This is a genomic window from Symbiopectobacterium purcellii (genome assembly GCF_019797845.1).
In the GTDB taxonomy this organism is placed as follows: Bacteria; Pseudomonadota; Gammaproteobacteria; order Enterobacterales; family Enterobacteriaceae; genus Symbiopectobacterium; species Symbiopectobacterium purcellii.
This window is the reverse complement of sequence record NZ_CP081864.1, coordinates 1,937,393-1,963,536: the sequence shown is the minus strand read 5'-3', so window position 1 is coordinate 1,963,536 and position 26,144 is coordinate 1,937,393. Positions and strand designations below refer to the sequence as shown.

Here is a 26,144-nt window from a genome sequence, read left to right as displayed (position 1 = left end):
GTTACTCCTCCGCCTCATCGGCAGCTTTACGCTGGCTCAACCCATATTCGCGCAATTTGTTGGCGATGGCGGTATGGGAAACACCCAGACGTTTTGCCAGTTTCCGCGTGCTAGGATAAGCCTGATAGAGGCGGGTCAGCACCGAACGTTCAAAGCGCTTGCTGATATCGTCCAGTGAACCTTCAAGCAAATCATCGTTCTGTACGGTATCAAGGGTGAACGAGGGCAGATCGATATCCTGCACGCGCAGTTCGCGCCCGTCCAACTGGGTTAACGCACGATAAACGGTGTTTTTCAACTGACGCACATTACCCGGCCACCCGTACTGCGGCAGCAGATGATACAGTTCCGGCGCAATGCGCGGTCTGGCAATGCCCTGCTCATCAGCAAAACGCGCCACAAACAGTTCGGTGAGTGCCATGATATCTGCTGGACGTTCACGCAGCGGCGGCAAGGCAAGCATCAACACGTTAAGCCGGTAGTAGAGATCCTCACGAAACTCACCGCGTTGCACCAGCTCCAGCAGATTTTTCTGCGTGGCGCAAATCACCCGGACATCAACGTGAACCTCGTGCTCTTCCCCTACCCGGCGGAAAGTACCGTCATTGAGAAAACGCAGCAGCTTGGTTTGCATCTGCGGCGACATTTCGCCCACCTGATCCAGCAGTACAGACCCCCCATTAGCCTGCTCAAAGAAGCCTTTTTTGCCTTCCAACGCATTGCGATAAGCCCCCGGTGCGTGGCCGTACAGTTCACTTTCCATCACATCGTCAGGCAATGAAGCGCAATTGAGCGCCAGGAAAGGCTTTTTGCCGCGAGAACTGCGCAGATGGCACGCACGGGCCAGCATATCTTTACCGGTTCCGGTATCACCGACGATCAGCAGCGGTGCATCGAGCATGGCCAGCTTTTTACCTTGCTCAACCACCTGACGCATTTTGGGGCTGACGGCGACGATATGATTGAATTCATTTTCATCGTTAACCGCCAGATCTTGTAACTGGCGGCCCATAAGCACTGCCGATTTCAGCATGACCAACGCGCCAGCAATCACGCTTTCGCCCGCATCATTATCCAAATACACCGGCGTGATTTCCAACAGGAAATCTTGTCCACGGATCACTACACGTTCCGCTTCCAGCCTGCGATCGTCGCGCTCCAACCAGCGTGTGAAGTTGTAATTGGGGATCAACTGGTTAATGGTGACAGCGCTGATGCTGTCAGCCGATTGTTCAAACAGCGCCAGCATCGCCGGATTGAACAATTCAATGTTGCCTTTCAGATCGAGAGAGAAAACCGGCTCAGGCATCGATTCCAATACGGCGCTCATCGCGCGCTGCTCACGCTCGGAAGGCATAAATGCCACGGTGCGCACGTCGCGCACGCTTTCGATACGTCGAATCTCCGCCATCAGTACGCGAAAATCGTCAAAACCGAGCGTAGCAAAATTCAGGTAAATCCGTCCGGCGGGGTCAATTTCAATGCCCCGTAAATCAATAGCGCGCGAGGCCAGCAAATCCAGCAACTCGCGCGTCAGGCCAATTCGATCTTCACAAAAGACTTCCAGACGCATTAACAGCTACCTTCTTCCAGGGGAATGGATATCACTGGCATCATACCGCGTCCCCTTCCACGGATGAAGCCACCTGTCAGCAAAAGTTGACAGGTGGCAACATCTTTTTTCCCGTTGGCGCTATTTCAAGCGCTCGTGGGCGTTACGGCGGCGTTGGTGTGGTTTTTTTCTGTACCACAGCTTTGATCTGCCCGACCAACTCACGCCGGAAATCCCCAAGCTGCGGCTTATCATCGAGCCAAGGCAATGGACGGCAGAGCTCCATCGCCTTGATGCCGAGTCGCGCGGTCAGCAAACCGGCGCCAATACCCTGTGCAGCGCGTGCTGAGAGGCGCGCAGCCAGATCCTGCGACATCCAGTCCATGCCAATTTCACGCACCATCTCTGACGCGCCGGCGAAAGCGATATTCAGCAGCACCAATTTAAACAGACGAATGCGGCTAAAATAGCCCAGTTCAATACCGTAAAGCGCGGCAATACGATTGATCAGACGCAGGTTCCGCCAGGCAATAAAAGCCATGTCCACCAGCGCCAGTGGGCTGACCGCAATCATCAGCGTCGATTCGGCGGCCGAACGGCTGATCTCGCGGCGTGCGCGGTTATCCAGCACCGGTTGCACCACATTGGCGTACAGCACCAGCACTTCTTTATCGTTGTGAGTCTCATGCAGCGAGGCGCGCCAACGCTGGAGTGCAGGATGTCCGTCATCCAACCCGGCCTGCTGCGCCAGCCTTTCACAAAAATCGCGCCCCTGCCCAACAGCGAGGCTACCGAGCAACTCACGGGCTTTATCGCGCGCTTCGGCACGCGCCCGCAAACGGTACAAACGCCGCCATTCGGCAATCAGTGAGCCTACACCGGCGACCACTATCATGCCGCCCGCCGCCAACCCACCCAGCGCGATCCACTGCTGTTCCAGCCAAGCGGTATGTACCGATTGGATACCCTGCGCAACCGCGCTGGCGCCGAATAAGGTAAGACCCGCCATCACCAGCTTGCGCCATAGGCTGCGGCGTGGTCGCAATGCCGCTTCAACGGCGGCTTCCGCCTCGCCTTCGCGGCTCAATTCCGCTTCGGGCACCGTCGGGGAGAAGTGACGCGAGGCATCATCATCAAAGGCAACGGTACTGCGTAGCGTGGATGCGGTTGCCGAGGGTGCCTCGTCATCAAAGGTGATGCGCGGCTTTAGCGGTTCACTCATCGCAATTTGTCCCCCAATAAAAATTCCATGACGCTGTCCAGCCGAATGTGTGGCAGCGGCGTATCAACGTTCATCGCTTGAGGTCGAAAATCTTCAAAATGGAAGCCCTGTTGCTGCCAAAAGGCGGCGCCGGGCAAACGCGCGGGCACTTCACCGGGATAGAGCGTCAGCGGTTCACCGTCGCTAAGACGATGTCCGCGCAACGCGGGCAAGTTCTGTCCGTGATACTCCACGATACCACTTTGGGTTGACTGAACGGAGGCAATACCCGCGCAATCCATGGTGATGCCTTCAAACGCCGCATTCTGCCAGGCTTCCTGTACCAGTTGCTGTAAGAGCGACACCAGATTCGCATGCTGATCCGCCGTGATATGGTCCGCTTTGCTAGCCGCAAACATCAGTTTATCGATGCACGGCGAAAATAAACGGCGCAGCAAGGTGCGTTTGCCGTAATGAAAACTTTGCATGAGTTGCGTCAGCGCCAGACGCATATCAGTAAAAGCGTGCAGTCCACGATTGAGCGGTTGCAGGCAATCCACCAACACAATCTGGCGATCGAAACGTGAAAAGTAGTGCTTGTAAAAACCTTTTACTACGGTCTGACAATAATAGTTATAGCGACGGCGTAGCATACCAAGCGTACTTTTTTCATCCGCCTGCGCCAGTGCGACGTCTCCCAGTTGTTGCGCCTGCGGCCACGGGAAAAATTGCAGAACCGGCGCACCGGCCAATTCCCCCGGCAACACAAAGCGCCCAGGCTGAATAAAATGCAGCCCCTCCTGCTTGCAGCGCAGCAGGTAATCGGTGTAGCGCTGCGCAATCTCGGCCAGCAGATTTTCATCTGCGGGAGCCAGTGGATCGAGTTTTTCGCACAAATCTAACCACGGCTTAGCCCAGAGGGCGCGTTCGCCTTGCAATAATCCGAGCATTTGCCGCGACCAGGCGAGATAATTTTGCTCCAGCAACGGCAGATCCAGCAGCCATTCACCGGGATAATCGACAATCTCCAGATAAAGGGTAGAGGTATCCTTAAAGTGGCGCAGCAGCGAATCGTTGGAGCGGTATCGCAGCGCCAGGCAAATTTCACTGACACCGCGAGTCGGCGTCGGCCACTGTGGCGGATCGCCAAACAGCGACATCATGCCGTCGTCATAGGCGAAGCGTGGCACTGCCAGATTGCGCTGAGGAACCCGTTTTGCGCCGAGTAATCGCCCTTCCCGCACCGCGGAAAAAAGCGGCAGCTGCGCGCCGTTATGCACGTTGAGCAGCTGGTTGACAAATCCGGTAATGAATGCGGTTTTACCGCTGCGACTCAACCCAGTTACAGCCAACCGCAGTTGGCGATCGACGCTGCGGTTTACCAGGGCTTCAAATTCATGCTGTAAATGATGCAAAGGTTGCTGTAGGGGCAATCCGTCACTCCTTGTTCTATACCTCATGATTTATACGCCAGTAGATGACATCACAGTTGACGAAAACAGCTCTGTACCGCAAAGGTCTCCGAGGTGACATAGCGCTCCATGTCACGCAAACGCGCTTCACTGTCACGCAGTACCGCATCGGCCTCGCTCAGCGTTTGGCTTGGTCGCACGGCATTATCATCGTGGTCATAAGCGCCCTCCGGTGCCGGATCGAGGACAAAGGTCAGCACGATATACGCCACCAGCGTAAAGAAAAATAGACCAAAGAACAGCGACAGTACCACAATGACACGCAGCAGTTTCACCGGAACATCCAGATAGCGCGCCAGCCCGGCGCACACACCTTTAATCATGCCCTCTTGCGGTAACCGGTACAGCTTGCGACCGTGCGAATTGATCATCGTGTTCAATTTTCCTTTTATCATGATTGCCTCCAGTGGGGATGCTCTGCATCCAGAATCTCTTCCAATGCCTGGATCCGCTCGCGCATCTGCTTCGCTTCTTGAGACAGCGTGGTCAAACGCTGGAGATCGCCTTGCCCCCAGGATGCCTCCCCTTGCGCCGCATCACGTTGCTTGCGCTGACTGTAGTGCAGCCAAAGCCATACCGGGGCCACGAACAACATGAAAATGGTCAATGGGATGGCAAGAAACAAAGCGCTCATTATATCTCCTTGATAGGCGTATTAGTGTGGTGCGAGCGGTCCAACAAACTGGCCGCCATCAGGCTTCTGGTTTAATTTTTGCTTTTAACGCGGCCAACTGAGCGCTGATTTCATCATCAGCCTGCAACTCGGCAAATTGCTGATCCAACGATTTCTGCTTACCGAAACCGACGCTCTCAGCTTCCGCTTCCATCGAATCGATACGGCGTTCGAACTGCTCGAAACGGGCCATCGCTTCATCCAGTTTACCGCTGTCGAGTTGACGACGCACATCGCGAGAGGAAGACGCTGCCTGATGGCGCAGCGAAAGCGCCTGCTGGCGAGCGCGGGTTTCCGTAAGTTTGTTTTCCAACTCACCAATTTCACGTTTCATGCGCGTCAGCGTTTCATCCACATTTTCCGCTTCGCGGGTCAGCACCACAATCACGTCGGCCAGTTTCTGCTTTTCAAGCAGTGCTGCACGAGCCAGATCGTCTTTATCTTTGCGCAACGCCAGTTCGGCTTTTTCTTGCCATTGCCCCTGCTGGGATTCAGCCTGCTCGACGCGACGCGCAATCTGCTTTTTCTCCGCCAGCGCCCGCGCCGAGGTGGAACGTACTTCGACCAGTGTGTCTTCCATTTCCTGGATCATCAAGCGCACCAGCTTTTGCGGATCTTCCGCTTTGTCCAGTAACGAATTGATGTTTGCGTTCACAATATCGGCAAAACGAGAAAAAATACCCATTACAGTGTCCTCTTGGTCATATCACAGTGCGCATGCACTGGGTGGTGATGTTGATTCGTCATGCTTGATGTCGACCAACCTTAGCGTTCTCCCTTGCTATTACAAGATGCGTGCCAACATGGCCAAAAAATTATCCATATGAATTTATTGATTATTATTTTTTTGACAAATAAACCTCATCGGATAGATTAGTTAAATACACCAACAGTTGGTAAAATTAACCGCGGCAAAAGGTGGTATCTGATGGACAAAGGTCAGGAGAATCTACTGGGCGAAGCCAACAGCTTTGTTGAGATGCTGGAACAGGTCTCACAATTGGCACAGCTCACCAAGCCAGTGCTGGTATTAGGTGAGCGGGGCACTGGCAAGGAGTTGATTGCCAGCCGCCTGCACTACCTGTCGCCACGTTGGCAAGGCCCGTTTATCTCCCTGAACTGTGCGGCGCTTAATGAAAATCTGCTGGATTCAGAGCTGTTCGGCCATGAAGCCGGCGCGTTTACCGGCGCGCAGCGCCGTCATCTGGGGCGTTTTGAGCGCGCTGACGGCGGCACGCTGTTCCTTGATGAGCTGGCAACGGCACCAATGCTGGTGCAGGAGAAATTGCTGCGCGTCATTGAATATGGCGTATTGGAGCGTGTGGGAGGCAGCCAGCCGCTTCAGGTTGATGTACGTCTGGTGTGTGCCACCAATGAAGATCTGCCCGCACTCGCTACGGTTGGCAAGTTTCGCGCCGATCTGCTCGACAGGCTGGCCTTCGATGTGGTGCAACTGCCCCCGCTGCGCGAACGCCAACAGGATATCATGTTACTGGCAGAACACTTCGCTATCCAAATGTGCCGGGAATTGCATCTCCCGTTGTTCACTGGATTTTCTGCACACGCTCGTCATACCCTGCTGAATTACGCCTGGCCCGGCAACGTGCGCGAATTGAAAAACGTGGTCGAGCGTTCGGTCTATCGACACGGTGCAACTGCCGAACCACTGGATGCCATCATCATTAACCCGTTTCAACGCGCTGTTGAAACGCCACTCGCTGAACCGTCTGAGGAAAGCGCCCTACCGTCTCTGCCGTTAGCCTTACGAGAATGGCAGCAGGTGCAAGAAAAAGCCTTGATCGAACAGGCACTGTCTCACGCGCGTTTTAATCAACGTAAAGCAGCTTCACTACTCGGCTTAACCTACCATCAGCTGCGCGGACTGCTGAAAAAGCATGACATCACCAGCGGTGAGGCATAAATTGCAGACAAAAAAAAGCCAGCAAACGCTGGCTAAAATAATACTGGAAGCAATGTGAGCAATGTCGTGCTCCCCTTGCGCGCTTACGAGAAGCCGTTTGGAGTGCGAGATTAATGATAATAGTTATCAGTATCAGTTGTAAAGCACTTTGTTGAGAATTTTTCTCATTTCCGTAGTAACGGTAGGGTTCTTTCTGGTTTAGCTTTACCTCTGTGACACTATGCACCCGGCACGTTATCGCCCCCCCCCTGACGAACCATGTTCATGTTTTATCGAATTTGGTGGAAAATACAGCAGGTGAGCATCGACACAGTGGGGCACTTTAGCAGAGTGCGGTACACTCTTATCATGACAACTCTGATTTTTAGCCAACGTAAGCGCATCGTATGTCTGGATACACCTCCTGCCTGATCAAAATAGGCGCGCTGTTCTCCGCCTGCCTGATAGGGTCTGCGTTCGCTGCAGCCCCCGCACAGACGCAGCGGGAAGATATCCGCCACAGCGGTTTCGTGTACTGCGTCAACGGCGTGGTCAACACCTTCAACCCGCAGATGGCGCGCAGCGGCGTAATAATCGATACGCTGGCGGCACAGCTTTACGATCGGCTACTGGATGTGGATCCTTACACCTACCGCTTGATGCCGGAACTGGCCCAGCGCTGGGAGGTTCTGGATAACGGTGCGACCTACCGTTTATATCTGCGCCACGATGTGCCGTTTCAAACCACCGATTGGTTTACGCCTACCCGCCCGTTAAACGCCGATGATGTGATTTTCAGCTTGCAACGAATGCTGGATAAAACCCACCCGTATCATGACGTGAACGGCGGTGAATACCCCTATTTCACCAGTTTGCAGTTTGCCGATGTGGTACAAAGCATCCGCAAGCTGGGCGACTATGCGCTGGAAATCCGCCTTAACAGCCCAGATGCCTCTTTTTTGTGGCACCTGGCAACCCACTATGCACCGGTACTTTCTGCCGAGTATGGCCAGCAGTTGATCAAACAGGACAGAAAGGAACTGTTAGATCGTGAACCCGTCGGTACAGGTCCTTATCGGCTGGAAGCCTATCGCAGCGGGCAGTATCTGCGCCTGATGCGCAACGATCGCTACTGGCGTGGAAAACCACGAATGCAGCAGGTGGTTGTCGATTTGGGCGTCGGAGGCACCGGTCGTCTCTCTAAATTACTGACCGGCGAGTGCGACGTGCTGGCTTACCCTGCCGCCAATCAGTTGCCTATTTTGCGCAACGACCCGCGGTTACGGCTCTCGCTGCGTCCCGGGATGAATATCGCATATCTCGCCTTCAATGTGCGTAAACCGCCGTTGGATGACATGCGCATTCGCCGCGCCATTGCGCTGGCAATTAACAATGATCGTTTGATGCAGTCCATCTATTACGGCACGGCAGAAACCGCGGCGTCTCTGCTACCCCGCGCCTCTTGGGCTTATGACAGCGAATCGCGCATTACCGAATACAACCCGGAAGAAGCACGCCACCTGCTGACAACGCTTGGGGCAACCGACCTTAACCTCAAGCTGTGGGTGCCAGTTGCATCGCAATCCTATAATCCCAGCCCGTTAAAGACCGCTGAGCTGATTCAGGCGGATTTGGCGCAAGTGGGAGTTAAAGTGACCATTGTTCCGGTCGAAGGCCGTTTTCAGGAGGCTCGCCTGATGGAGATGAGCCATGACCTGACGCTCTCCGGCTGGATCACCGACAGTAACGATCCTGACAGTTTTTTCCGCCCGCTGCTCAGTTGCGCTGCCATTCACTCGCAAACCAACTACACGCATTGGTGCGATCCTACGTTCGACAGTGTGCTACAAAGCGCCCTTACCTCACAGCAGTTGGCCAAACGCATTGAGTACTACCAACAGGCCCAACAGATATTAGCGCAGCAATTACCAGTGCTGCCGTTGGCCTCTTCGCTGCGTATGCTGGCTTACCGTTATGACATGAAAGGGCTGATATTGAGCCCCTTCGGCAATGCCTCTTTCGCCGGCGTGTATCGCGAGTTAGGTGAGACCCCGACGCCGGAAGCACCACCGCAGGTGGGTAAAGAGGGAGAGCAGCCATGATCATTTTTACCCTGCGTCGCCTGTTGCTGTTGCTGATAACCCTGATGCTGCTCACATTGGTCGGCTTCAGCCTCTGTTACTACACCCCCAACGCCCCACTGGGCGGCGCCACGCTGTTCGACGCCTACGGCTTCTTTATGCGCAGCCTGATGCGCGGCGATCTGGGTATTTCGTCGATTAACGGCGAATCGATCAGTGTGCAATTAAAGGAAGTGCTTCCCGCCACCATTGAACTGTGCGTGTTGGCCTTCTCACTCTCTTTGTTAGTCGGCATCCCGCTCGGCGTCACCGCGGGGGTGATGCGCAATAAAACGCCTGACATCATCATCAGCGCCATCGCGTTGGTGGGTTTCTCTATTCCGGTATTTTGGCTGGCGCTGCTGCTGACGTTACTGTTCTCACTGCAACTCGGCTGGCTGCCGGTTTCAGGCCGTTTCGATCTGCTTTATCAGGTTGAGCCGGTGACTGGGTTTGCGCTCATTGACGCCTGGTTGTCCAATTCTCCTTATCGCGATGAAATGCTGATCAGCGCCGTGCGCCATCTCATTTTGCCGATTATTGTGCTGGCCGTCGGCCCCACGATGGAAGTCATTCGTCTGATGCGCATTAGCACCACGGATGTGATCAGCAAGAATTATGTCAAAGCCGCCGCCACCCGCGGTCTGTCGCGCCTTACCATTATTCGCCGCCATGTGCTGCGTAATGCGCTACCGCCCATTGCACCGCAGCTAGGACTTCAGTTTCCCACCATGTTGACGCTGGCGATCATTACCGAAGTGGTGTTCAGTTGGCCCGGTATAGGACGCTGGCTGGTGGATGCCATTCGCCAGCAGGATTATTCCGCTATCTCCGCCGGCGTTATGGTGGTCGGAGCGATGGTGATTACGGTTAATGTGCTGTCCGATATTTGGGGCGCAATGGCGAATTCACTGAAACATAAGGAATGGTATGCCCTGCGATAGGGCTATCACAGAATAATAAATAGACATCAACCGATTGAGTAATCACTCATGCGTTAAGGTGATCAACACACCGTATCTACATCTCATCATGAGTGAAGACCTTCATGGGTAGCCATACAAGGACCACTCACCCCAGCCCTTTTTCACGCTTGAAGATGCACTCGACATTATCGGCGTGCGCTGAGGCATTTTCACTTTGCAGGTTTAACATGCGCTGGCAGCGACGCCCGTAGCACAATAATGTTTTTTGATATTACCTATTCTCTCTTTCGGGGAGAATATTCAGCAGTCCATTCATTGGCGGAGCACGACGATACGATATTCATTAATGATTAATCATTAAGGATAACACCATGAACAGAGTCGGTTCAGAACGTCATCAACACCCTATGTGGCGGACATTACAAGACAATGTCGGCCCCCCCAAGGGCTGCAACCTATAACAAAGGGATCATTAATTCTTACGTAACCGAATTAAACGCTTATCACAAACCCGAGCCGGATTACAGCTAAAGAAAATACATTTCTGAATTAATCTCTAACATGAAGCATGCCGACAGTGATGACGTGCAATCTTCTTTAAAAACCGAGTTAAAAATGGCTATAGCAGGCCTCATTAGGGATATAACGCTAACACGACATAACACATTCGTGATACATAATGAGTATACCAAAGATGTTTATGGGGTTTTGGCAAATAACTGCACAACCAATGAGTGCGATAACTAGGTGAAAAGTGTTGTGATTCTACATGAATTAATCAACGACGCTAGCCAACTGGCTGACACGCCATCTAACTATCACTCTTAATATCCCAGCGTTGAAGGACCCTACCTCTCTTTCATTCAGACCCTATCTTGTTTATAGACAAATAAACCGAACGGTTACTGTCGTCACTTTATATCGTTGCCATTTCGTTAATCGTCATCACCACAGGGTTCAGCACAGCCGGTGCTCTCGGGCAGCTATAATCGGCGTTGGTTTCTCTCCGCGTGTATCATCACCGCTCTCATATCGGCTAACAGCGCGATGCCCACCAGTGATTGACTCTGTTCTTCAAAAAGAGCCTCCCTCTGCCAAAGGGTGCTCTGACACTCGAAATAATCACGTGTTCTGATATAATTAACAGCGTTGAATCCTTGATATGTTGCTCTAACTTGAACTGATTTAGCGCTCTGATCGAGTATCATTACAATAGACTGTATGCGGTAGAGATACTTAATTGATAATCATTATTACTTTAATCATAAGGAGTATCTTGAATGAAAAAACACCTTCTTTTTTTTATGTTTTTGCTGATTTCCTCTGCCCCCTTTAGCGCAGAACCCTCTACCTGCTTGGCCATTCAGGACATCAATAATAATCTATATCATGGCCGCACGCTTGAATTAACCACAGATTTACCTTCATGGATAACCTATTACCCAGAAAATACCCTTTTTCAGAATAAAACACCCGATGGCAAAGCGGGAGCTCGCTATCAGTCTCACTATAAAATACTTGCCATTAGTACCAATGTATATGACGACGGTGATATTTATAACATTTTCCAGGGTATGAACAGCGGGGGGCTTTCATTCAGTGCGAGTCTGATAAACAGTGCGGATCTTGATGATGTAAAGCCTAATGAATATCAAAATGCTATCCCGGTAACGGCGATCGGCGAATGGGCCCTGTCTCAATTTTCCCGCGTCAGTGAAGTCAAAGCATCTGTCGAAAAGACCAAATTCCGGCCTCCTGTTATTAACGGATTTGGTAATATTAAAGCGCCACTTCATTATGCTTTCTATGATAAAGATGGCGGCAGTATCGTGATTGAAGCTGTTGATGGTAAATTAACCGTTTATGAAAATCCAACTCGGGTTATGACCAATGGACCAGGTTTCCCCTGGCACTTGCAGAATCTCAATAACTATACGCATTTGACCAATATAGATCGTTCTCACGCAACGCTTGGCAACGTATCAATCCGTCAACCAGACAGCGGTATTGCCATTGCGGCACTCCCCTCTTCAGACACGTCTGTAGGCCGATTCATTCGTGGTGTATTTTATACCACCTCTGTACCTAAACCGGTAAATGCTGCGCTCGCGATGAATACGCTAGCTCATATTATGAACAGGTTTGATCGTATTAAAGACATCACGGTAGACGAGCGGCAGGCGCGCGGAGAGGTCAAAACGTCACAGACGGAATATACCGTATGGACCAGCCTGTCTGACCTTAAGGAAGGAAAGATGCTGGTGAAAGGATATGCTGATATTAACTATACCAAATTCTCTTTTGATAAAATGAAAGACAAAAAAATGCCTTATTTTGAAAGAATAAATGCAGAGCAGTAAACGGCATTCCGGTAGCTCGACACACAGGTCATAACCGTCGGTGATCCTCCAGAGAGCAAATTGCTGCCCACGCTCTCTTGCCTGCGACAGGGATATAGAAGGATAATCACCTATGCTTAACGCTATGGGCTTCTTTCCCCGGCGGTATCGGTAAAAAAGCGGCAGCACAGGACATCACGAACCTGACATCCAGTCAGTGTGAATCAGCGATTATCTCTACTTTGTCTCGGTGTTTTTCTGACCCAAGGTAATGATATGATTGATATAAGTAGAGTAACACCACATGCATCAAAAGCAGTTCAAGTGAAATCATATGCCCTTCGATAACGTTTACAGTGAAAAGCGCCTGCCCAGCCGCGTGCGGGATATCTGGCAATTTTTCCATCGCGATACGCTGGCGATGATTGGGCTATACGGATTTTTGGCGCTGCTGTTTCTGTGTCTGTTTGGTTCGGCCATCGCCCCTTATGCTGTCGATCAGCAGTTTTTGGGCTACCAGTTGTTGCCCCCTTCCTGGTCACATTACGGTGAAGTCTCCTTTTTTCTCGGAACGGACGATCTGGGGCGCGACCTATTGAGCCGGTTATTGACCGGTACTGCGGCGACCGTCGGTTCAGCGCTGATCGTCACCTATGCGGCGGCCTTCTGCGGCATTGTGCTCGGCACATTAGCAGGCGTAACACACGGCCTGCGCTCCGCATTGTTGAAACATATTCTTGACACGTTACTGTCAATACCCTCATTACTGCTGGCTATCGTGGTGATTGCCTTTATCGGCCCGGATTTGACGCACGCTATGCTGGCCGTGTGGCTGGCGCTGCTGCCGCGCATGGTGAGAACGCTCTACACTGCCGTACACGATGAGATGGATAAGGAATATGTGATCGCCGCCCGGTTAGACGGCGCATCAACCCGCTATATCATTTGGTACGTGGTGTTACCCAATATCGTGCCGGTGCTGGTGTCCGAGTTTACCCGCGCGCTCTCTATCGCCATTCTGGATATTTCAGCACTGGGCTTTCTCGATCTGGGCGCTCAAATGCCAACGCCCGAATGGGGTGCCATGTTAGGCAATTCGCTGGAACTGGTGTATGCCGCGCCCTGGACGGTGATGTTGCCGGGTGTGGCCATTACCCTCAGCGTACTGATTGTGAATCTGCTGGGCGATGGCATCCGTCGTTCCCTGCTGTCACAAATGGATTAATGGCGGAGAAGAACCATGGCACTACTTGATATTCGTAATCTGACCATTGAATTCCTTACGCCTGACGGCCCGGTCAAGGCCGTCGATCGTGTCAGCATTACCCTGACTGAAGGGGAAATCCGCGGCCTGGTCGGCGAATCAGGATCGGGCAAGAGCCTTATCGCTAAAGCCATCTGCGGCGTAACCAAAGATAACTGGCGAGTGACGGCTGATCGCTTCCGTTTTGATGATATCGACTTGCTGCAACTCTCACCCCGCGCACGGCGTAAGCTGGTAGGCCACAATGTGTCGATGATTTTTCAGGAGCCGCAATCCTGTCTCGATCCCTCCGAGCACATTGGCAAACAGCTGATGCTTGCCATTCCCGGCTGGACCTACAAAGGTCGTTGGTGGCAACGCTTTCAGTGGCGCAAACGCCGCGCCATCGAACTGTTGCACCGGGTCGGCATTAAAGATCATAAAGATATCATGCGCAGTTACCCCTATGAATTGACGGAGGGTGAATGCCAGAAGGTAATGATTGCCATCGCCTTGGCGAATCAGCCGCGTCTGCTGATCGCCGATGAACCAACCAATGCGATGGAATCGACCACGCAGGCACAGATTTTCCGGCTACTGTCGCGGCTGAACCAAAACAATAACACCACCATTTTATTGATCAGTCATGACCTGCAAACCATGAGCAAATGGGCCGATCGCATCAACGTGCTTTACTGTGGACAGACGGTGGAAAGTGCGCCAAGTGAAGAGTTGATCACCGCGCCCCACCACCCTTATACCCAGGCGCTGATCCGCGCCATGCCCGATTTCGGGCGTTCGTTGCCGCACAAAAGCAGACTCAACACGCTGCCGGGTGCGATTCCGTCTCTGGAGTACCTGCCGGTAGGCTGCCGTTTGGGCCCACGCTGCCCCTATTCGCAGAAAAAATGCATGCAGACACCGCTGTTGGTCTCGACCAAAAATCACTGGTTTGCCTGCCATTTCCCGCTTAATACGGAGGAGCAATGATGGATGACATTCTGCTCGAAGCTCGCAACCTGACCAAAACGTTCCGCTACCGTACCGGGTTGTTTCACCGCCAACACGTTGAAGCCGTGAAATCGGTGAGTTTCACGCTGCGAGAGCGGCAGACGCTGGCGATTATCGGTGAGAACGGCTCCGGCAAATCGACCCTGGCGAAAATGTTGGCGGGCGTCATTCCACCGACCTCCGGTGAACTGCTGATTAACGATCACCCTTTGTGCTACGGCGATTATCGCTTCCGCTGCCAGCAGGTGCGCATGATTTTTCAGGACGCGGGCAATGCGCTCAACCCACGTCAGCGTATCGGCCAACTGCTTGATATGCCGCTGCGGTTGAATACCACATTGAACGGTCATGAGCGGGAAAAAATGATCAACCAGACGCTTCAACAGGTAGGCCTGCGCCCGGACCACGCTTACTACTACCCGCAGGCGCTGGCGCCCGGCCAAAAACAACGCGTGGGATTGGCTCGGGCGTTAATCTTGCAGCCCAAGGTGATCGTGGCTGATGAGGCGCTGGCCTCATTAGATATGTCGATGCGCTCGCAAATCATTAATTTGATGCTGGAACTTCAGGAAGAACAAGGGATCTCCTATATTTATGTCACTCAGCATCTGGGCATGATGAAGCACATCAGCGATCAGATCGTGGTAATGCACGACGGTGAAGTGGTCGAGCGAGGCAGCACCGCAGACGTGTTGGCCGCACCGCTGCACGATTTGACCAAACGCCTGATTGCCAGCCACTTTGGCGAAGCGCTCAGTGCCGATGCCTGGCGCCGTGACGGCGCGCAGTTTTAACCAGATTCGCCAGTGCCACATCGCGGCAAACGCACGGGCGATACTGCTCGGAGTACCCCACGGGGGGCAACCATGCTAGAATCTCCCGGTTTACTCACTTCGAACGCCCTGATTAACGCATTCTGTGCAGACGTTCGCAGCAACTATAATCACAAGGATTACTGCTATGGGTTTTCTAACCGGTAAGCGCATTTTGGTAACGGGTGTTGCCAGTAACCGCTCAATTGCATTCGGTATCGCACAGGCGATGCAACGCGAAGGCGCTGAACTGGCGTTTACGTACCAGAACGATAAGCTGAAATCGCGTGTTGAAGGCTTCGCACAAGAGCTGGGTTCCAGCATCGTACTGCCGTGCGACGTTGCGGAAGATGCCAGCATTGAAGCGCTGTTTGCCGAACTGGCTAACGTATGGCCGACCTTTGACGGTTTTGTCCACTCCATCGCGTTCGCTCCGGGCGATCAATTGGATGGTGATTACGTCGACGCCGTGACCCGTGAAGGGTTCAGCGTTGCACACGATATCAGTTCCTACAGCTTTGTGGCGATGGCAAAAGCCTGCCGCGCCATGCTGAACCCGAACTCTGCGCTGGTCACGCTCTCCTATCTGGGTGCCGAGCGCGCTATCCCGAACTACAACGTGATGGGCCTGGCCAAAGCCTCTCTGGAAGCGAACGTTCGCTACATGGCGAACGCCATGGGCGCACAAGGTGTGCGCGTTAACGCCATTTCCGCAGGCCCCATTCGCACGCTCGCAGCGTCTGGCATCAAGAACTTCAAAGAAATGCTCTCCCACTGCGAGGCCGTTACGCCTATCCGCCGTGTGGTCACGATTGAAGACGTGGGCAACACGGCTGCGTTCTTGTGCTCGAATCTGGCTGCGGGTATCTCCGGTGAAGTCCTGCACGTGGATGGCGGCTTCAACATCGCCGCCATGAATGAGCTGGAACTGGATTGATTTCCAACCGCTATTAGCAAAAACCACCGGTATCCGGTGGTTTTTTTTTCGTCTCAACTCAATCCGCGTGTGCTGCCAGCCACGTCTGCGCGAAAACAAAGAAATTTTGCGCCAGGGCAGTAACCTTGCCAACCGGAGCCACAACCAGCGCCGCCTGACGCTGCATCGGTGGCAACGTGAGTGGGCGAAAACGCAGTGCGGGTATCATTTCCGGCAACAGGCTTCCCTGAGGCACAACGGCGCAACCCAATCCTAAAAATACGCTTTGCATCAATTGCATCACCGAGGCACTTTCCACCTTCACCCTCGGCGTCACGCCCGACTCGCGAAAGTGTCCATCAAGATAACGCCGAAAATAGCGGCTGGGCTCAGCCAGACACAGCGGTATATCCGCCAAATCCGATAATGCCAGCGGCGTCTCTCCGACCATCTGCGGGAATGACTGCGGGTGGTACACCAGAGAAATCTCACGGCGTTGCACGGGAGCCGCCTGAAAAGCCAGCTCTTTGAGCGTGGCAAGCTCGAAAAAACCCAGACCGATATCCACCGCATGGGCATTCAACGCCTCAAGAAGCTGATCGGCACTGAACAAGGAGACCTGATAGTCGAGCTGCGGGTAGATCTCATGGGCGGCAGCCAGCAGTTGCGGCAGCACCATTCCCGATTGCGGCACCGCACCAATGCGCAATACGCCGCTCACGCCACGCTTGAGCGACGCCACTTCCAGCTTCAATCCCTGATAAATCGACACGATTTCTCGCGCCCAGGCCAAAACGCGCTCACCCTCTGCCGTGAATCCTTCAAAATTGTTCCCGCGATTGATCAGCGCCAAATCGAGCTCGCGCTCCAGGTTTTTTAGCCGCATTGAGAGCGTGGGCTGGCTGACGAAACTGGCCTCCGCCGCACGGCCAAAATGACGTTCTTTCTCAAGATTGCACAGGTAAATAAGCTGTTTGATGTCGATGATATCGCTTCCTGTCTGGCGTGAACATTAAGGGGAACGTCCCATTGAAGTGACAGTGAAACCAATTTCTCCGTGTACCGCAAGTCATTCACCAATAAGGGGTTATAAAATACGAAATGTACCAAGTACATAAATTCAATAACCCTGACTAATCGCGCCATAGTCACAGTCGATTAGACGACCGACGCCCTCACTCTTAGACTGACCACACATCGCAAATATTTAATATAAAATTTACATAACACAAACATTTAACACCTGCGGACACCACCATGAAATTTAAACCCGCCATCAAGCCATACCAGAGCGCAGCAGGTGGTTGGGGCTCTTTAGAAGCCACAACCCGCTTTGTGCTCGACAGCAAGCAAGCGCTGAAAAATATCCGAAACTTGCTCCGCGTCAATAAATCGAAAGGCTTTGACTGTCCCGGCTGCGCCTGGGGTGACGATAACAGCAGCACCTTCAGTTTTTGCGAAAACGGGGCCAAAGCAGTGAGCTGGGAGGCCACGCGCAAAGCCATCGATCCGGCGTTCTTTGCCGCCCACAGCGTGAGCCGACTGCGCCAGCAGAGCGACTATTTTCTCGAGTATCAGGGACGGTTGACCCATCCGATGCGCTATGATCGCGCCAGCGCTCGCTATGTCCCGATTGCGTGGCAGGACGCTTTTGCGCTGATCGCCCGGCATCTCCACGCCCTGGAGCACCCCAATCAGTTGGAGCTGTACACCTCGGGACGGGCCAGTAATGAGGCCTCTTACCTGTATCAGCTGTTTGGTCGCCTGTTTGGCACCAATAACTTCCCCGACTGTTCCAATATGTGTCACGAAGCCAGCGGCACCGGTTTAAAGCAAAGCATCGGTGTCGGCAAAGGCACCATTCGCCTTGAAGATTTTGAACATGCCGATGCCATTTTCGTCTTTGGACAAAATCCCGGCACCAACCATCCGCGGATGCTCCACAGCCTGCGCCATGCCGCCGATCGCGGCGCACACATCGTGTCATTCAATACGCTGCGCGAACGCGGTCTGGAACGCTTTGCCAACCCGCAAAACCCGCTGGAACTGCTGACACCGCTATCTGGCACCATCAGCGAAACCTACCTGCAACCCCATCTCGGCGGCGATATGGCCGCAGTGCGCGGCATGGTCAAAGCCCTGCTTGAAACAGATCGCCTGCGTCTGGCACAGCAGCAACCGGGACTGTTTGACCGTGCGTTTATCGCCAGCCACACGGCCAACGTTGAGGCGTATCTGGCAGTGGTCGATGCCACCACGTGGGCCGAGATTGAACAGCAATCGGGTTTACGCGAAGCACAATTACGCGCCGTGGCCGATATCTATCAACGCTCGCCGCGCGTCATTTGTACCTGGGCCATGGGTGTCACACAGCATAAACACTCCGTTGCCACGGTGCGAGAGATCGCCAATCTGCAACTGTTGTTTGGTCAGTTAGGCAAACCGGGCGCTGGGCTATGCCCGGTGCGCGGACACAGCAACGTGCAGGGTAATCGCACCATGGGCATTGATGAGAAACCGAGTCGAGCGTTTCTTGACAGCCTTGGTGCGCACTTTGGTTTCACCCCTCCCCAACACCCCGGCCATAACACCGTGGAAGCGCTGGAAGCCATGCTGCGCGACGAGGTTCGCGTGTTGATCGCGTTGGGCGGTAACCTTGCCGCCGCCGCGCCGGACTCGCCTCGCGCCGAAGCCGCATTGCAGCGCTGTCAGCTCACGGTACACATCAGTACCAAACTTAACCGCAGCCACCTGATCACAGGTAAGCAAGACGCGCTGATCCTGCCGACGCTGGGACGCACCGAGCGTGACATTCAAGCCAGCGGCCCACAGTTTGTGACCGTCGAGGACTCATTCAGCATGGTGCACGCCTCGGAAGGTGTGGGCTATCCCCTGTCTGAGCAGCAGCGCTCTGAGACCGCTATCGTGGCTGGCATTGCCAATGCGACGCTGGGCAACCAACCGGTGGATTGGCTGGCACTTGCGGGAGATTATTCTCTGATCCGCGATCATATTGCCGCCACCTTGCCCGGCTTCAACGATTTCAACCTCCGTTGCGAACAACCCGGTGGATTCTATCTGGGCAATGCGGCGGCTGAACTACGTTTCAATACGCCGAACCAGAAGGCCAACTTCGGTGTCGCCGAACTGCCGAAAACCCTGTTCCCGCAGCTTGGCTGTCAGCAGGCTCCTTTTACCCTGCAAACCCTGCGCTCGCACGATCAGTACAACACCACCATTTATGGCCTTGATGACCGCTATCGCGGCGTTTATGGACAACGCGAGGTGCTGTTTATCAATCCGCAGGATATCGCCGCATTGGGGTTGGCTGACGGTGACAACGTGGATATCGAGACACTGTGGCACGATGGCATCACACGCAAGGTAAGTGGATTTCGTCTGGTCAGCTATAACATTCCTCGCGGTAATCTGGCCGCCTACTATCCGGAAACCAATCCGTTGGTGCCGCTCTCAAGCGTAGGTGATGAAACCTTTACGCCGACCTCAAAATCCGTACCGGTGGCCATAACCCGCAGTCAACGCAATACAGATACTGAGCGACGTATCGCCTGATACACAGGCGTCTCGGCACTGGCCGGGACGCCTGTGTTCTGCTCCCGTTACGCGCTGCATTGCGGTTACTCTTAAAACGCGAAGATTGCTCTTATTGATATACATCACGCTTGCCGCCAGCACGGGTTTCGCGTAAAACTGTCTGCCATTGATTAGTGTCGTTAATAACCGCATCTGGACATCTCTTTTACTCATTATGTTTCAAGATAATCCGCTGCTTGCCCAGCTAAAACAGCAACTTCACTCCCAAACTCCGCGTGCTGAAGGCGTGGTGAAAGGCACTGATAAAGGGTTCGGCTTTTTAGAAGTCGACGCACAAAAAAGCTACTTTATTCCACCGCCGCAGATGAAGAAGGTGATGCATGGCGATCGTATCGTTGCGACGCTGCACACCGACAAAGATCGCGAAATAGCAGAACCGGAATCTCTGATTGAACCTTTTTTGACGCGCTTTGTTGGCCGGGTGCAGAAAAAGGATGACCGCTTTGCCGTCCTGCCCGATCATCCGTTGTTGAAAGAGGCGATTCCCTGCCGTACCGGGCGCGACGTAAATCACACCTTTCAGGATGGTGATTGGGCGGTGGCGGAAATGCGCCGTCATCCTCTCAAAGGCGATCGCAGTTTTCATGCTGAATTAACACAATACATCACCACTGGCGACGATCCGCTGGCGCCGTGGTGGGTGACGTTGTCACGTCACAATCTTGAGCGTACCGCGCCAGAAATGGACAGCGAATTGACGCTCAATGATAGCAATCTGACGCGCGAAGATTTGACCGCATTGACCTTTGTTACCATCGACAGCGCCAGCACCGAAGACATGGACGATGCGCTGTATGCCAAAGACAACGGCGACGGCACCTTGGAACTCACTATCGCCATTGCCGATCCGACTGCCTATGTGGAAGCGGGCAGTACGCTGGATACGCTGGCGCGTCAACGCGCGTTTACCAACTATCTGCCGGGATTCAATATTCCGATGCTGCCGCGCGTGCTTTCCGACGATCTCTGCTCCCTGCGCGCGCTAGCGCGCCGCCCGGCAGTGGTGTGCCGCGTCACCGTCGCGGCTGACGGTACGCTGGGTGATGATGTGCAGTTCTTTGCCGCCTGGGTAGAATCCAAGGCCAAGCTGGTTTACGACAACGTTTCAGACTGGCTGGAGCAGCAGGGTGAATGGCAGCCGGAGAACGATGCCGTTGCCGAACAAATCCGTTTGTTGCACCGCATCGGTCTGGCCCGTAGCACCTGGCGCGCCACCCATGCGCTGGTATTTAAAGACCGTCCCGATTACCGTTTCCTGCTCGGCGAGCAGGGCGATGTGTTGGATATCGTGGTTGAGCAGCGCCGTATCGCCAATCGCATCGTCGAAGAAACCATGATCACCGCCAATATCTGCGCTGCGCGCATGCTTAAAGAGAAGCTGGGCTTTGGCATTTACAACGTGCATAACGGCTTCGAACCGACACAGGTCGATCAGGCCGTGACGGTGTTAAGCAACAACGGCATTGAAGCGGATGCTGCCGCGCTGTTAACGCTAGACGGCTTTTGCAAACTGCGCCGTGAGCTTGATGCGTTACCGACGTCATTCTTAGACAGCCGCATTCGCCGCTTCCAAACCTTCGCTGAAGTCTCTACCACGCCGGGTCCCCATTTCGGTCTGGGGCTGGATGCGTATGCCACCTGGACCTCGCCCATTCGTAAGTTCGGTGACATGATCAACCATCGCCTGTTGAAAGCGATTATTTGCCAGCAGCCAGCAGAGAAACCGCAAGATGACATCACGCAACACATGGCGGAACGCCGCCGTTTGAACCGGATGGCAGAGCGTGACGTCGGTGACTGGCTGTATGCCCGTTTCCTGAAACCGAAAGCCGGTACCACTGCCCGTTTCCGTGCCGAGATCATCGATGTGACGCGCGGAGGTCTGCGCGTGCGTTTGCTGGACAACGGTGCCGTTGCGTTTATCCCGGCTTCGTTTATTCACGCCGTGCGCGATGAATTAGTCAGCAGCCAGGAAACCGGCACGGTCTCCGTCAAAGGTGAAGTAGTCTACCGCCAAAGCGATACGCTGGACGTAGTATTGACCGACGTGCGCATGGAAACGCGTAGTATCATTGCCAAACCCGCAGCATAATCCTCTGGTGTCGCCACCCTCTGGGTTGGCGACACCGTTTTTCCCGCATCAGGCTCTCTCTTCGCACATCGTCAGTAGCTAAAACTGAATTTAATTTACAAAAATTCACTCTTGCTCACATTTTCTCATCTGCACCTGCCGCGCATCACGCTGAAATACAATATGTTTTTAAGGGCTGCGCCGTTCGCTATGGCGTTATGCCCTAAAAGCCAGCAAAACTCTCGCCCCATTAGTTGGGTAACGAAGGAGCCGTTGTCATGAATAATGTCAAGAGCATAGTGATCTGGCTGTTGGTCGCATTAGCGGGGGCTATCGCCTTCGCTATGCTGGCCTTAAGCCGCGGAGAGCACGTTAATGCCGTGTGGTTGGTCATTGCCGCCGTATCCTGCTACAGCATTGCCTACCGCTTTTACAGTCTGTTTATTGCTAAAAAAGTGTTTGAACTGGATGACCGCCGTGTCACGCCGGCTGAACGTCACAATGACGGGTTAGATTATGTTCCTACCAACAAGTGGGTGCTGTTTGGTCACCACTTTGCCGCTATCGCCGGGGCAGGCCCGTTGGTTGGCCCGATTCTCGCCGCGCAGATGGGTTTTCTGCCGGGCACCATCTGGATTTTGGTTGGGGTAATGTTCGCCGGTGCGGTACAGGATTTTCTGGTTCTGTTTATCTCGACGCGCCGCGATGGCCGTTCGCTCGGGGAGATGGCAAAACAAGAGCTGGGCACTTTTGCAGGCGTGGTCACCATGCTGGGCGCGCTGGGTGTGATGATCATCATTCTTTCCGCACTGGCACTGGTGGTGGTCAAAGCGCTGGCTCACAGCCCCTGGGGGGTGTTCACCATTGCAGCAACGATCCCGATTGCGCTGTTTATGGGTGTTTACATGCGCTTTCTGCGCCCCGGAAAAATTGCTGAAGTCTCACTGATCGGTTTTGTGTTGATGATGATGGCCATTGTGTACGGCGGCGACATCTCTGGGTTCCACGCGTTGGTCTCCAGCGGTACTACGCCTAAGCTGATTGAACGTGAAAGCCACATTCGCATGATTGGCTATGGCGCGATGCTGATGGAATCGTTTGTGGCGATCATGGCGCTAATTTGTGCTTCGGTTATCGATCCGGGCGTCTATTTCGCCATGAACTCCCCGTCAGCACTGATCGGTACCACCGTTGAACAAGCCTCGCAGGTGATCAACGGCTGGGGCTTTATGATCACACCGGAAGCCCTGAGTGAGATTGCCAAAGACGTGGGCGAAGCCTCTATTCTGTCACGCGCCGGGGGGGCACCGACCTTCGCGGTGGGTATGGCGCATATCATCACCGAAATCTTTAACAGCCGGGCCATGATGGCATTCTGGTATCACTTCGCCATCCTGTTTGAAGCGCTGTTCATTTTGACTGCCGTCGATGCCGGTACCCGCGCCTGTCGCTTCATGGTGCAGGATCTGGTTGGTCTCGCGGTTCCTGGCATGGGCAAGAGCCACTCCTGGCTGGGCAACATGGCGGGCACCACAGTAGCAGTGGCCGGTTGGGGCTTCTTTGTCTATCAGGGCGTTATCGATCCCCTTGGCGGAATTAACACCTTGTGGCCGCTGTTTGGTATCGGGAACCAGATGCTGGCGTCCATGGCACTGATTCTTGGCACCGTTGTGCTGTTCAAAATGAAGAAACAACGCTACGCCTGGGTGACCATCTTGCCGACCATCTGGCTGTTTATCACCTCGATGACCGCAGGTTGGCAGAAAATTTTCCATGAAAAGGCCAGCATCGGTTTTCTGGCTCAGGCTAAACGCTTCTCGCTGGGCATTGAGCAAGGTACGTTAATCGCTCCGGCCAAGACCATCAAAGATATGGAAACCATTGTGTTCAGCAACCAGATCAACGCCGCACTGTGCGGATTCTTTATGCTGGTCGCGGTCACCATGCTCATTTCTGCCTTTTTCGTGATTCGTCGTGCGCTGGCAAGCGAGACGCCGACGGCAAAAGAAGTGGCTGTTATCTTACGTGAAGAAACTACGCACCGTTAATCGCCTCATTAGCGGTGCTGTGTGCCCATGCCCGTCAGCAATGACGGGCATTTTTTTCCATTATGCTACGAGGATGAGGCCTTCGGTTGCAGGGTGCGTTCGCGCGACTGCCCGACAAAATAGGGTAAAAACAGTTGGATCAGCGGGCCAATCGCAAAGGCATACACTACCGTACCCACGCCGACCGTGCCGCCGAGTATCCACCCCACCACCAGCACCGTCAGTTCGATGCCGGTTCGCACATAGCGAATTTGCCATCCGGTGCGTGCCACGATGCCGGTCATCAAGCCATCGCGAGGACCAGGGCCAAAACCGGCACCGATATACATGCCCGTGGCTAGCCCATTGGTGATGACGCCCCCTACCAACAGCGCCGTGCGTGCTCCGAGGTGTTCTATTTCTGGCAGTAAATCCAATCCCACGTTGGTTGCCAGCCCAATCACGATAACGTTACTGATGGTCCCCAATCCCGGTCGCTGGCGCAGCGGGATCCACAGCAGCAGCAGCAACGCGCCCATCAGGATGATGATAGTCCCCACACTCAGTGGCAAATGCTGCGCTAACCCGAGGTGAAACACGTCCCACGGGTCCACCCCTAAATTTCCCCGGATCATCATGGCGATTGCCATGCCGTACAGCGCTAATCCCACATACAGTAACCCAAGCCGATACGCCATAGTACTTCACCCCACCATAAACCCTTCGTCACCAACAGTATGACGTCATCAAGGAAGTTGTGCTACATTGACGAAAAATGGACTTTATTTTAAGGTCCAGTTTATCGAAAGTGGCTTTTTAATCCGTCTGGGAGTTTACCATGGCTGCACGGCGAATCGGCTCGGCCTCATTACAGCGTCTGCTCGGTAACTGGCAGCAACCCGAATCACGCACTCCTGCTTATCGCCAGTTGGCAGATGGCTTGCGGTTGCTGATCCTGGATGGACGTTTGCCGCTGGATACCCGTCTTCCGGGCGAGCGCGACGTGGCAGAAATACTGCACATCAGCCGTACCACGGTAACGGGTGCCTTGGCCGAACTGCGCAGCGAGGGTTATCTTGCCAGCCGCCAAGGTTCTGGCTCTCTCACAACACTGCCCATTGCGCGCACTGAGCCTGATATAGCCCGTTTGCCGTTGCCTGCGGTCGATCTCTCCTGCGCCGCCCTGCCCGCAGGTCCGGAAATCCATCAGGCCTATACCCGCGCCCTGTCTCAGTTGCCAGAGTATCTCGAACACAGCGGCTACGACGCCGCTGGACTGCCACGACTGCGCACCGCGATTGCGCAACGCTACAACGATCGTGGTCTGCCCACCACCGCGGATCAAATCATGGTGGTGAACGGCGCGGTCAGCGGTTTTACCCTGCTGCTGCGGCTGTTTACCGGTCCTGGAGACCGCGTGATTATTGAACACCCGACCTATCCTCACGCGATTGGTGCGATAAAAGGCGCGGCCTGTCGCCCGATTCCCGTGGCACTGCCCGATCAGGGATGGGATACCGATGGTCTTGCCATCACAATTGCTCAGGCAGCGCCGCGGCTCGCTTACCTGATCGCCGATTTTCATAACCCCACCGGTCGCTGCATGGACAGCGCTACGCGCCAGAGTGTGGCGGAGATCGCAGCACGTACGCGCACGCCGATGGTGGTGGATGAAACCATGTCTGAACTGTGGTACGACGTACCGCCGCCACCGCCGCTCGCCGCCTTTGATGACAGCGGACACGTCATCATGCTGGGTTCGGCGGGCAAAAGCTTTTGGGGTGGGCTGCGACTCGGCTGGATTCGTGCCAGCGCTCGCACCATCGCCGCACTAATACAGATGCGCGATACCATGGATTTAGGCTCTCCGCTATTGGAACAGCTCGCCTGTGCAGAGTTGTTGCAGGATGCAGAACAGATCTTGCCTGCACGCCGCGCCGGTTTGCGCCAGCAGCGGGACCAAACCGGGGCTGCTATCGCGCGCCAGTTTCCTGAGTGGCAGTTGAATACGCCCAGTGGTGGCCTCTGTTGGTGGGCAGAACTGCCACAGCCGGTCTCCACCATGTTGGCAGCCAATGCAGAAACCTTGGGGATACGAATTGGCGCAGGGCCGCGTTTTGGGATTGAAGGGGCTTTTGAACGCTTTTTGCGCGTCCCTTTTACGCTGCCAGTCAGTCAAATTGAAGATGCGTTGACACGCATCAGGCCAGTGTGGGATCGCATTGCAGCCCACCGAGTCAGTTATCCACGCGGTGGGCTGATTTAA

At 54.1% G+C, this 26,144-nt stretch carries 20 protein-coding genes; 12 read left to right on the top strand and 8 right to left on the bottom strand.

Going from position 1 to position 26,144, the window contains the following annotated elements; translation table 11 throughout:
- Position 1: 1 nt before the first annotated feature.
- From tyrR to pspA, 6 genes are all read right to left on the bottom strand, one after another.
- Entirely contained in the window at positions 2-1,573 is a 1,572-nt protein-coding gene (gene tyrR, locus K6K13_RS09180; RefSeq protein WP_222160514.1) for a transcriptional regulator TyrR, read from the bottom strand.
- A gap of 142 nt (positions 1,574-1,715) precedes the next feature.
- Positions 1,716-2,774 carry a TIGR01620 family protein gene (locus tag K6K13_RS09175; protein WP_222160513.1) on the bottom strand — a complete coding sequence of 353 codons (1,059 nt, stop codon included), beginning with the start codon at positions 2,772-2,774 and terminating at the stop codon, positions 1,716-1,718.
- Complete coding sequence (locus K6K13_RS09170; RefSeq protein ID WP_222161028.1) at positions 2,771-4,168, bottom strand: YcjX family GTP-binding protein; 1,398 nt, start codon at positions 4,166-4,168, stop codon at positions 2,771-2,773. The genes K6K13_RS09175 and K6K13_RS09170 overlap by 4 nt, the downstream gene beginning before the upstream one ends.
- A gap of 68 nt (positions 4,169-4,236) precedes the next feature.
- Entirely contained in the window at positions 4,237-4,596 is a 360-nt protein-coding gene (pspC, locus tag K6K13_RS09165; protein ID WP_222161027.1) for an envelope stress response membrane protein PspC, read from the bottom strand.
- 20 nt (positions 4,597-4,616) lie between these two features.
- Positions 4,617-4,859, bottom strand: coding sequence for an envelope stress response membrane protein PspB (pspB, locus tag K6K13_RS09160; RefSeq protein ID WP_222160512.1), 243 nt, complete (start codon positions 4,857-4,859; stop codon positions 4,617-4,619).
- Between the two features lie 58 nt (positions 4,860-4,917).
- Positions 4,918-5,583 (bottom strand): phage shock protein PspA, encoded by a 666-nt coding sequence (gene pspA / locus K6K13_RS09155; RefSeq protein WP_222160511.1) that lies wholly within the window; start codon positions 5,581-5,583, stop codon positions 4,918-4,920.
- A gap of 243 nt (positions 5,584-5,826) precedes the next feature.
- Here pspA and pspF point away from each other — a divergent pair, with 243 nt between their 5' ends.
- From pspF to fabI, 8 genes are all read left to right on the top strand, one after another.
- On the top strand, positions 5,827-6,819 hold the full coding sequence (gene pspF / locus K6K13_RS09150) for a phage shock protein operon transcriptional activator (RefSeq protein ID WP_222160510.1): 993 nt from the start codon (positions 5,827-5,829) through the stop codon (positions 6,817-6,819).
- A 386-nt stretch (positions 6,820-7,205) separates the two neighbouring features.
- Positions 7,206-8,900, top strand: a complete 1,695-nt coding sequence (gene sapA, locus K6K13_RS09145; protein ID WP_222160509.1) for an ABC transporter substrate-binding protein SapA — start codon at positions 7,206-7,208, stop codon at positions 8,898-8,900.
- Complete coding sequence (gene sapB / locus K6K13_RS09140) at positions 8,897-9,862, top strand: putrescine export ABC transporter permease SapB (RefSeq protein WP_222160508.1); 966 nt, start codon at positions 8,897-8,899, stop codon at positions 9,860-9,862. Before sapA ends, sapB begins: the two co-directional genes overlap by 4 nt.
- Positions 9,863-11,124: 1,262 nt before the next feature.
- Positions 11,125-12,204: a linear amide C-N hydrolase gene (locus K6K13_RS09135; RefSeq protein WP_222160507.1), complete on the top strand. Its 1,080-nt coding sequence runs from the start codon at positions 11,125-11,127 to the stop codon at positions 12,202-12,204.
- A 313-nt stretch (positions 12,205-12,517) separates the two neighbouring features.
- Entirely contained in the window at positions 12,518-13,408 is an 891-nt protein-coding gene (gene sapC, locus K6K13_RS09130; RefSeq protein ID WP_222160506.1) for a putrescine export ABC transporter permease SapC, read from the top strand.
- A gap of 15 nt (positions 13,409-13,423) precedes the next feature.
- Complete coding sequence (gene sapD / locus K6K13_RS09125) at positions 13,424-14,416, top strand: putrescine export ABC transporter ATP-binding protein SapD (RefSeq protein WP_222160505.1); 993 nt, start codon at positions 13,424-13,426, stop codon at positions 14,414-14,416.
- A complete protein-coding gene (gene sapF, locus K6K13_RS09120) occupies positions 14,416-15,231 on the top strand; it encodes a putrescine export ABC transporter ATP-binding protein SapF (RefSeq protein WP_222161026.1) in 816 nt (271 codons plus the stop codon). The genes sapD and sapF overlap by 1 nt, the downstream gene beginning before the upstream one ends.
- Positions 15,232-15,397: 166 nt before the next feature.
- Positions 15,398-16,186 (top strand): enoyl-ACP reductase FabI, encoded by a 789-nt coding sequence (fabI, locus tag K6K13_RS09115; RefSeq protein WP_222160504.1) that lies wholly within the window; start codon positions 15,398-15,400, stop codon positions 16,184-16,186.
- 58 nt (positions 16,187-16,244) lie between these two features.
- Here the strand turns inward: fabI and K6K13_RS09110 are convergent, their stop codons facing one another.
- On the bottom strand, positions 16,245-17,150 hold the full coding sequence (locus K6K13_RS09110; protein ID WP_222161025.1) for a LysR family transcriptional regulator: 906 nt from the start codon (positions 17,148-17,150) through the stop codon (positions 16,245-16,247).
- Between the two features lie 272 nt (positions 17,151-17,422).
- On the opposite strand from K6K13_RS09110, the gene K6K13_RS09105 reads away from it, so the two are divergent.
- The 3 genes from K6K13_RS09105 (at position 17,423) to K6K13_RS09095 (ending at position 23,899) form a co-directional block, all read left to right on the top strand.
- The gene (locus K6K13_RS09105) at positions 17,423-19,738 is read left to right on the top strand and encodes an FdhF/YdeP family oxidoreductase (RefSeq protein ID WP_222160503.1); all 2,316 of its coding nucleotides are present in this window, start codon (positions 17,423-17,425) and stop codon (positions 19,736-19,738) included.
- Positions 19,739-19,934: 196 nt separating this feature from the next.
- Entirely contained in the window at positions 19,935-21,872 is a 1,938-nt protein-coding gene (locus tag K6K13_RS09100) for an exoribonuclease II (protein WP_222160502.1), read from the top strand.
- Between the two features lie 257 nt (positions 21,873-22,129).
- Positions 22,130-23,899, top strand: a complete 1,770-nt coding sequence (locus K6K13_RS09095) for a carbon starvation CstA family protein (RefSeq protein ID WP_222160501.1) — start codon at positions 22,130-22,132, stop codon at positions 23,897-23,899.
- Between the two features lie 65 nt (positions 23,900-23,964).
- Here the strand turns inward: K6K13_RS09095 and yczE are convergent, their stop codons facing one another.
- Positions 23,965-24,576 (bottom strand): membrane protein YczE, encoded by a 612-nt coding sequence (yczE, locus tag K6K13_RS09090; RefSeq protein WP_222160500.1) that lies wholly within the window; start codon positions 24,574-24,576, stop codon positions 23,965-23,967.
- Positions 24,577-24,716: 140 nt separating this feature from the next.
- On the opposite strand from yczE, the gene yczR reads away from it, so the two are divergent.
- Positions 24,717-26,144 (top strand): MocR-like transcription factor YczR, encoded by a 1,428-nt coding sequence (yczR, locus tag K6K13_RS09085; protein ID WP_222160499.1) that lies wholly within the window; start codon positions 24,717-24,719, stop codon positions 26,142-26,144.

What these genes read in the sequence shown, in the direction of transcription:
- tyrR (WP_222160514.1), bottom strand. Translation starts at nt 1,573, where the DNA reads ATGCGTCTGGAAGTCTTTTGTGAAGATCGAATTGGCCTGACGCGCGAG.
- K6K13_RS09175 (WP_222160513.1), bottom strand. Translation starts at nt 2,774, where the DNA reads ATGAGTGAACCGCTAAAGCCGCGCATCACCTTTGATGACGAGGCACCC.
- pspC (WP_222161027.1), bottom strand. Translation starts at nt 4,596, where the DNA reads ATGATCAATTCGCACGGTCGCAAGCTGTACCGGTTACCGCAAGAGGGC.
- pspB (WP_222160512.1), bottom strand. Translation starts at nt 4,859, where the DNA reads ATGAGCGCTTTGTTTCTTGCCATCCCATTGACCATTTTCATGTTGTTC.
- pspA (WP_222160511.1), bottom strand. Translation starts at nt 5,583, where the DNA reads ATGGGTATTTTTTCTCGTTTTGCCGATATTGTGAACGCAAACATCAAT.
- pspF (WP_222160510.1), top strand. Translation starts at nt 5,827, where the DNA reads ATGGACAAAGGTCAGGAGAATCTACTGGGCGAAGCCAACAGCTTTGTT.
- sapA (WP_222160509.1), top strand. Translation starts at nt 7,206, where the DNA reads ATGTCTGGATACACCTCCTGCCTGATCAAAATAGGCGCGCTGTTCTCC.
- sapB (WP_222160508.1), top strand. Translation starts at nt 8,897, where the DNA reads ATGATCATTTTTACCCTGCGTCGCCTGTTGCTGTTGCTGATAACCCTG.
- K6K13_RS09135 (WP_222160507.1), top strand. Translation starts at nt 11,125, where the DNA reads ATGAAAAAACACCTTCTTTTTTTTATGTTTTTGCTGATTTCCTCTGCC.
- sapC (WP_222160506.1), top strand. Translation starts at nt 12,518, where the DNA reads ATGCCCTTCGATAACGTTTACAGTGAAAAGCGCCTGCCCAGCCGCGTG.
- sapD (WP_222160505.1), top strand. Translation starts at nt 13,424, where the DNA reads ATGGCACTACTTGATATTCGTAATCTGACCATTGAATTCCTTACGCCT.
- sapF (WP_222161026.1), top strand. Translation starts at nt 14,416, where the DNA reads ATGGATGACATTCTGCTCGAAGCTCGCAACCTGACCAAAACGTTCCGC.
- fabI (WP_222160504.1), top strand. Translation starts at nt 15,398, where the DNA reads ATGGGTTTTCTAACCGGTAAGCGCATTTTGGTAACGGGTGTTGCCAGT.
- K6K13_RS09105 (WP_222160503.1), top strand. Translation starts at nt 17,423, where the DNA reads ATGAAATTTAAACCCGCCATCAAGCCATACCAGAGCGCAGCAGGTGGT.
- K6K13_RS09100 (WP_222160502.1), top strand. Translation starts at nt 19,935, where the DNA reads ATGTTTCAAGATAATCCGCTGCTTGCCCAGCTAAAACAGCAACTTCAC.
- K6K13_RS09095 (WP_222160501.1), top strand. Translation starts at nt 22,130, where the DNA reads ATGAATAATGTCAAGAGCATAGTGATCTGGCTGTTGGTCGCATTAGCG.
- yczE (WP_222160500.1), bottom strand. Translation starts at nt 24,576, where the DNA reads ATGGCGTATCGGCTTGGGTTACTGTATGTGGGATTAGCGCTGTACGGC.
- yczR (WP_222160499.1), top strand. Translation starts at nt 24,717, where the DNA reads ATGGCTGCACGGCGAATCGGCTCGGCCTCATTACAGCGTCTGCTCGGT.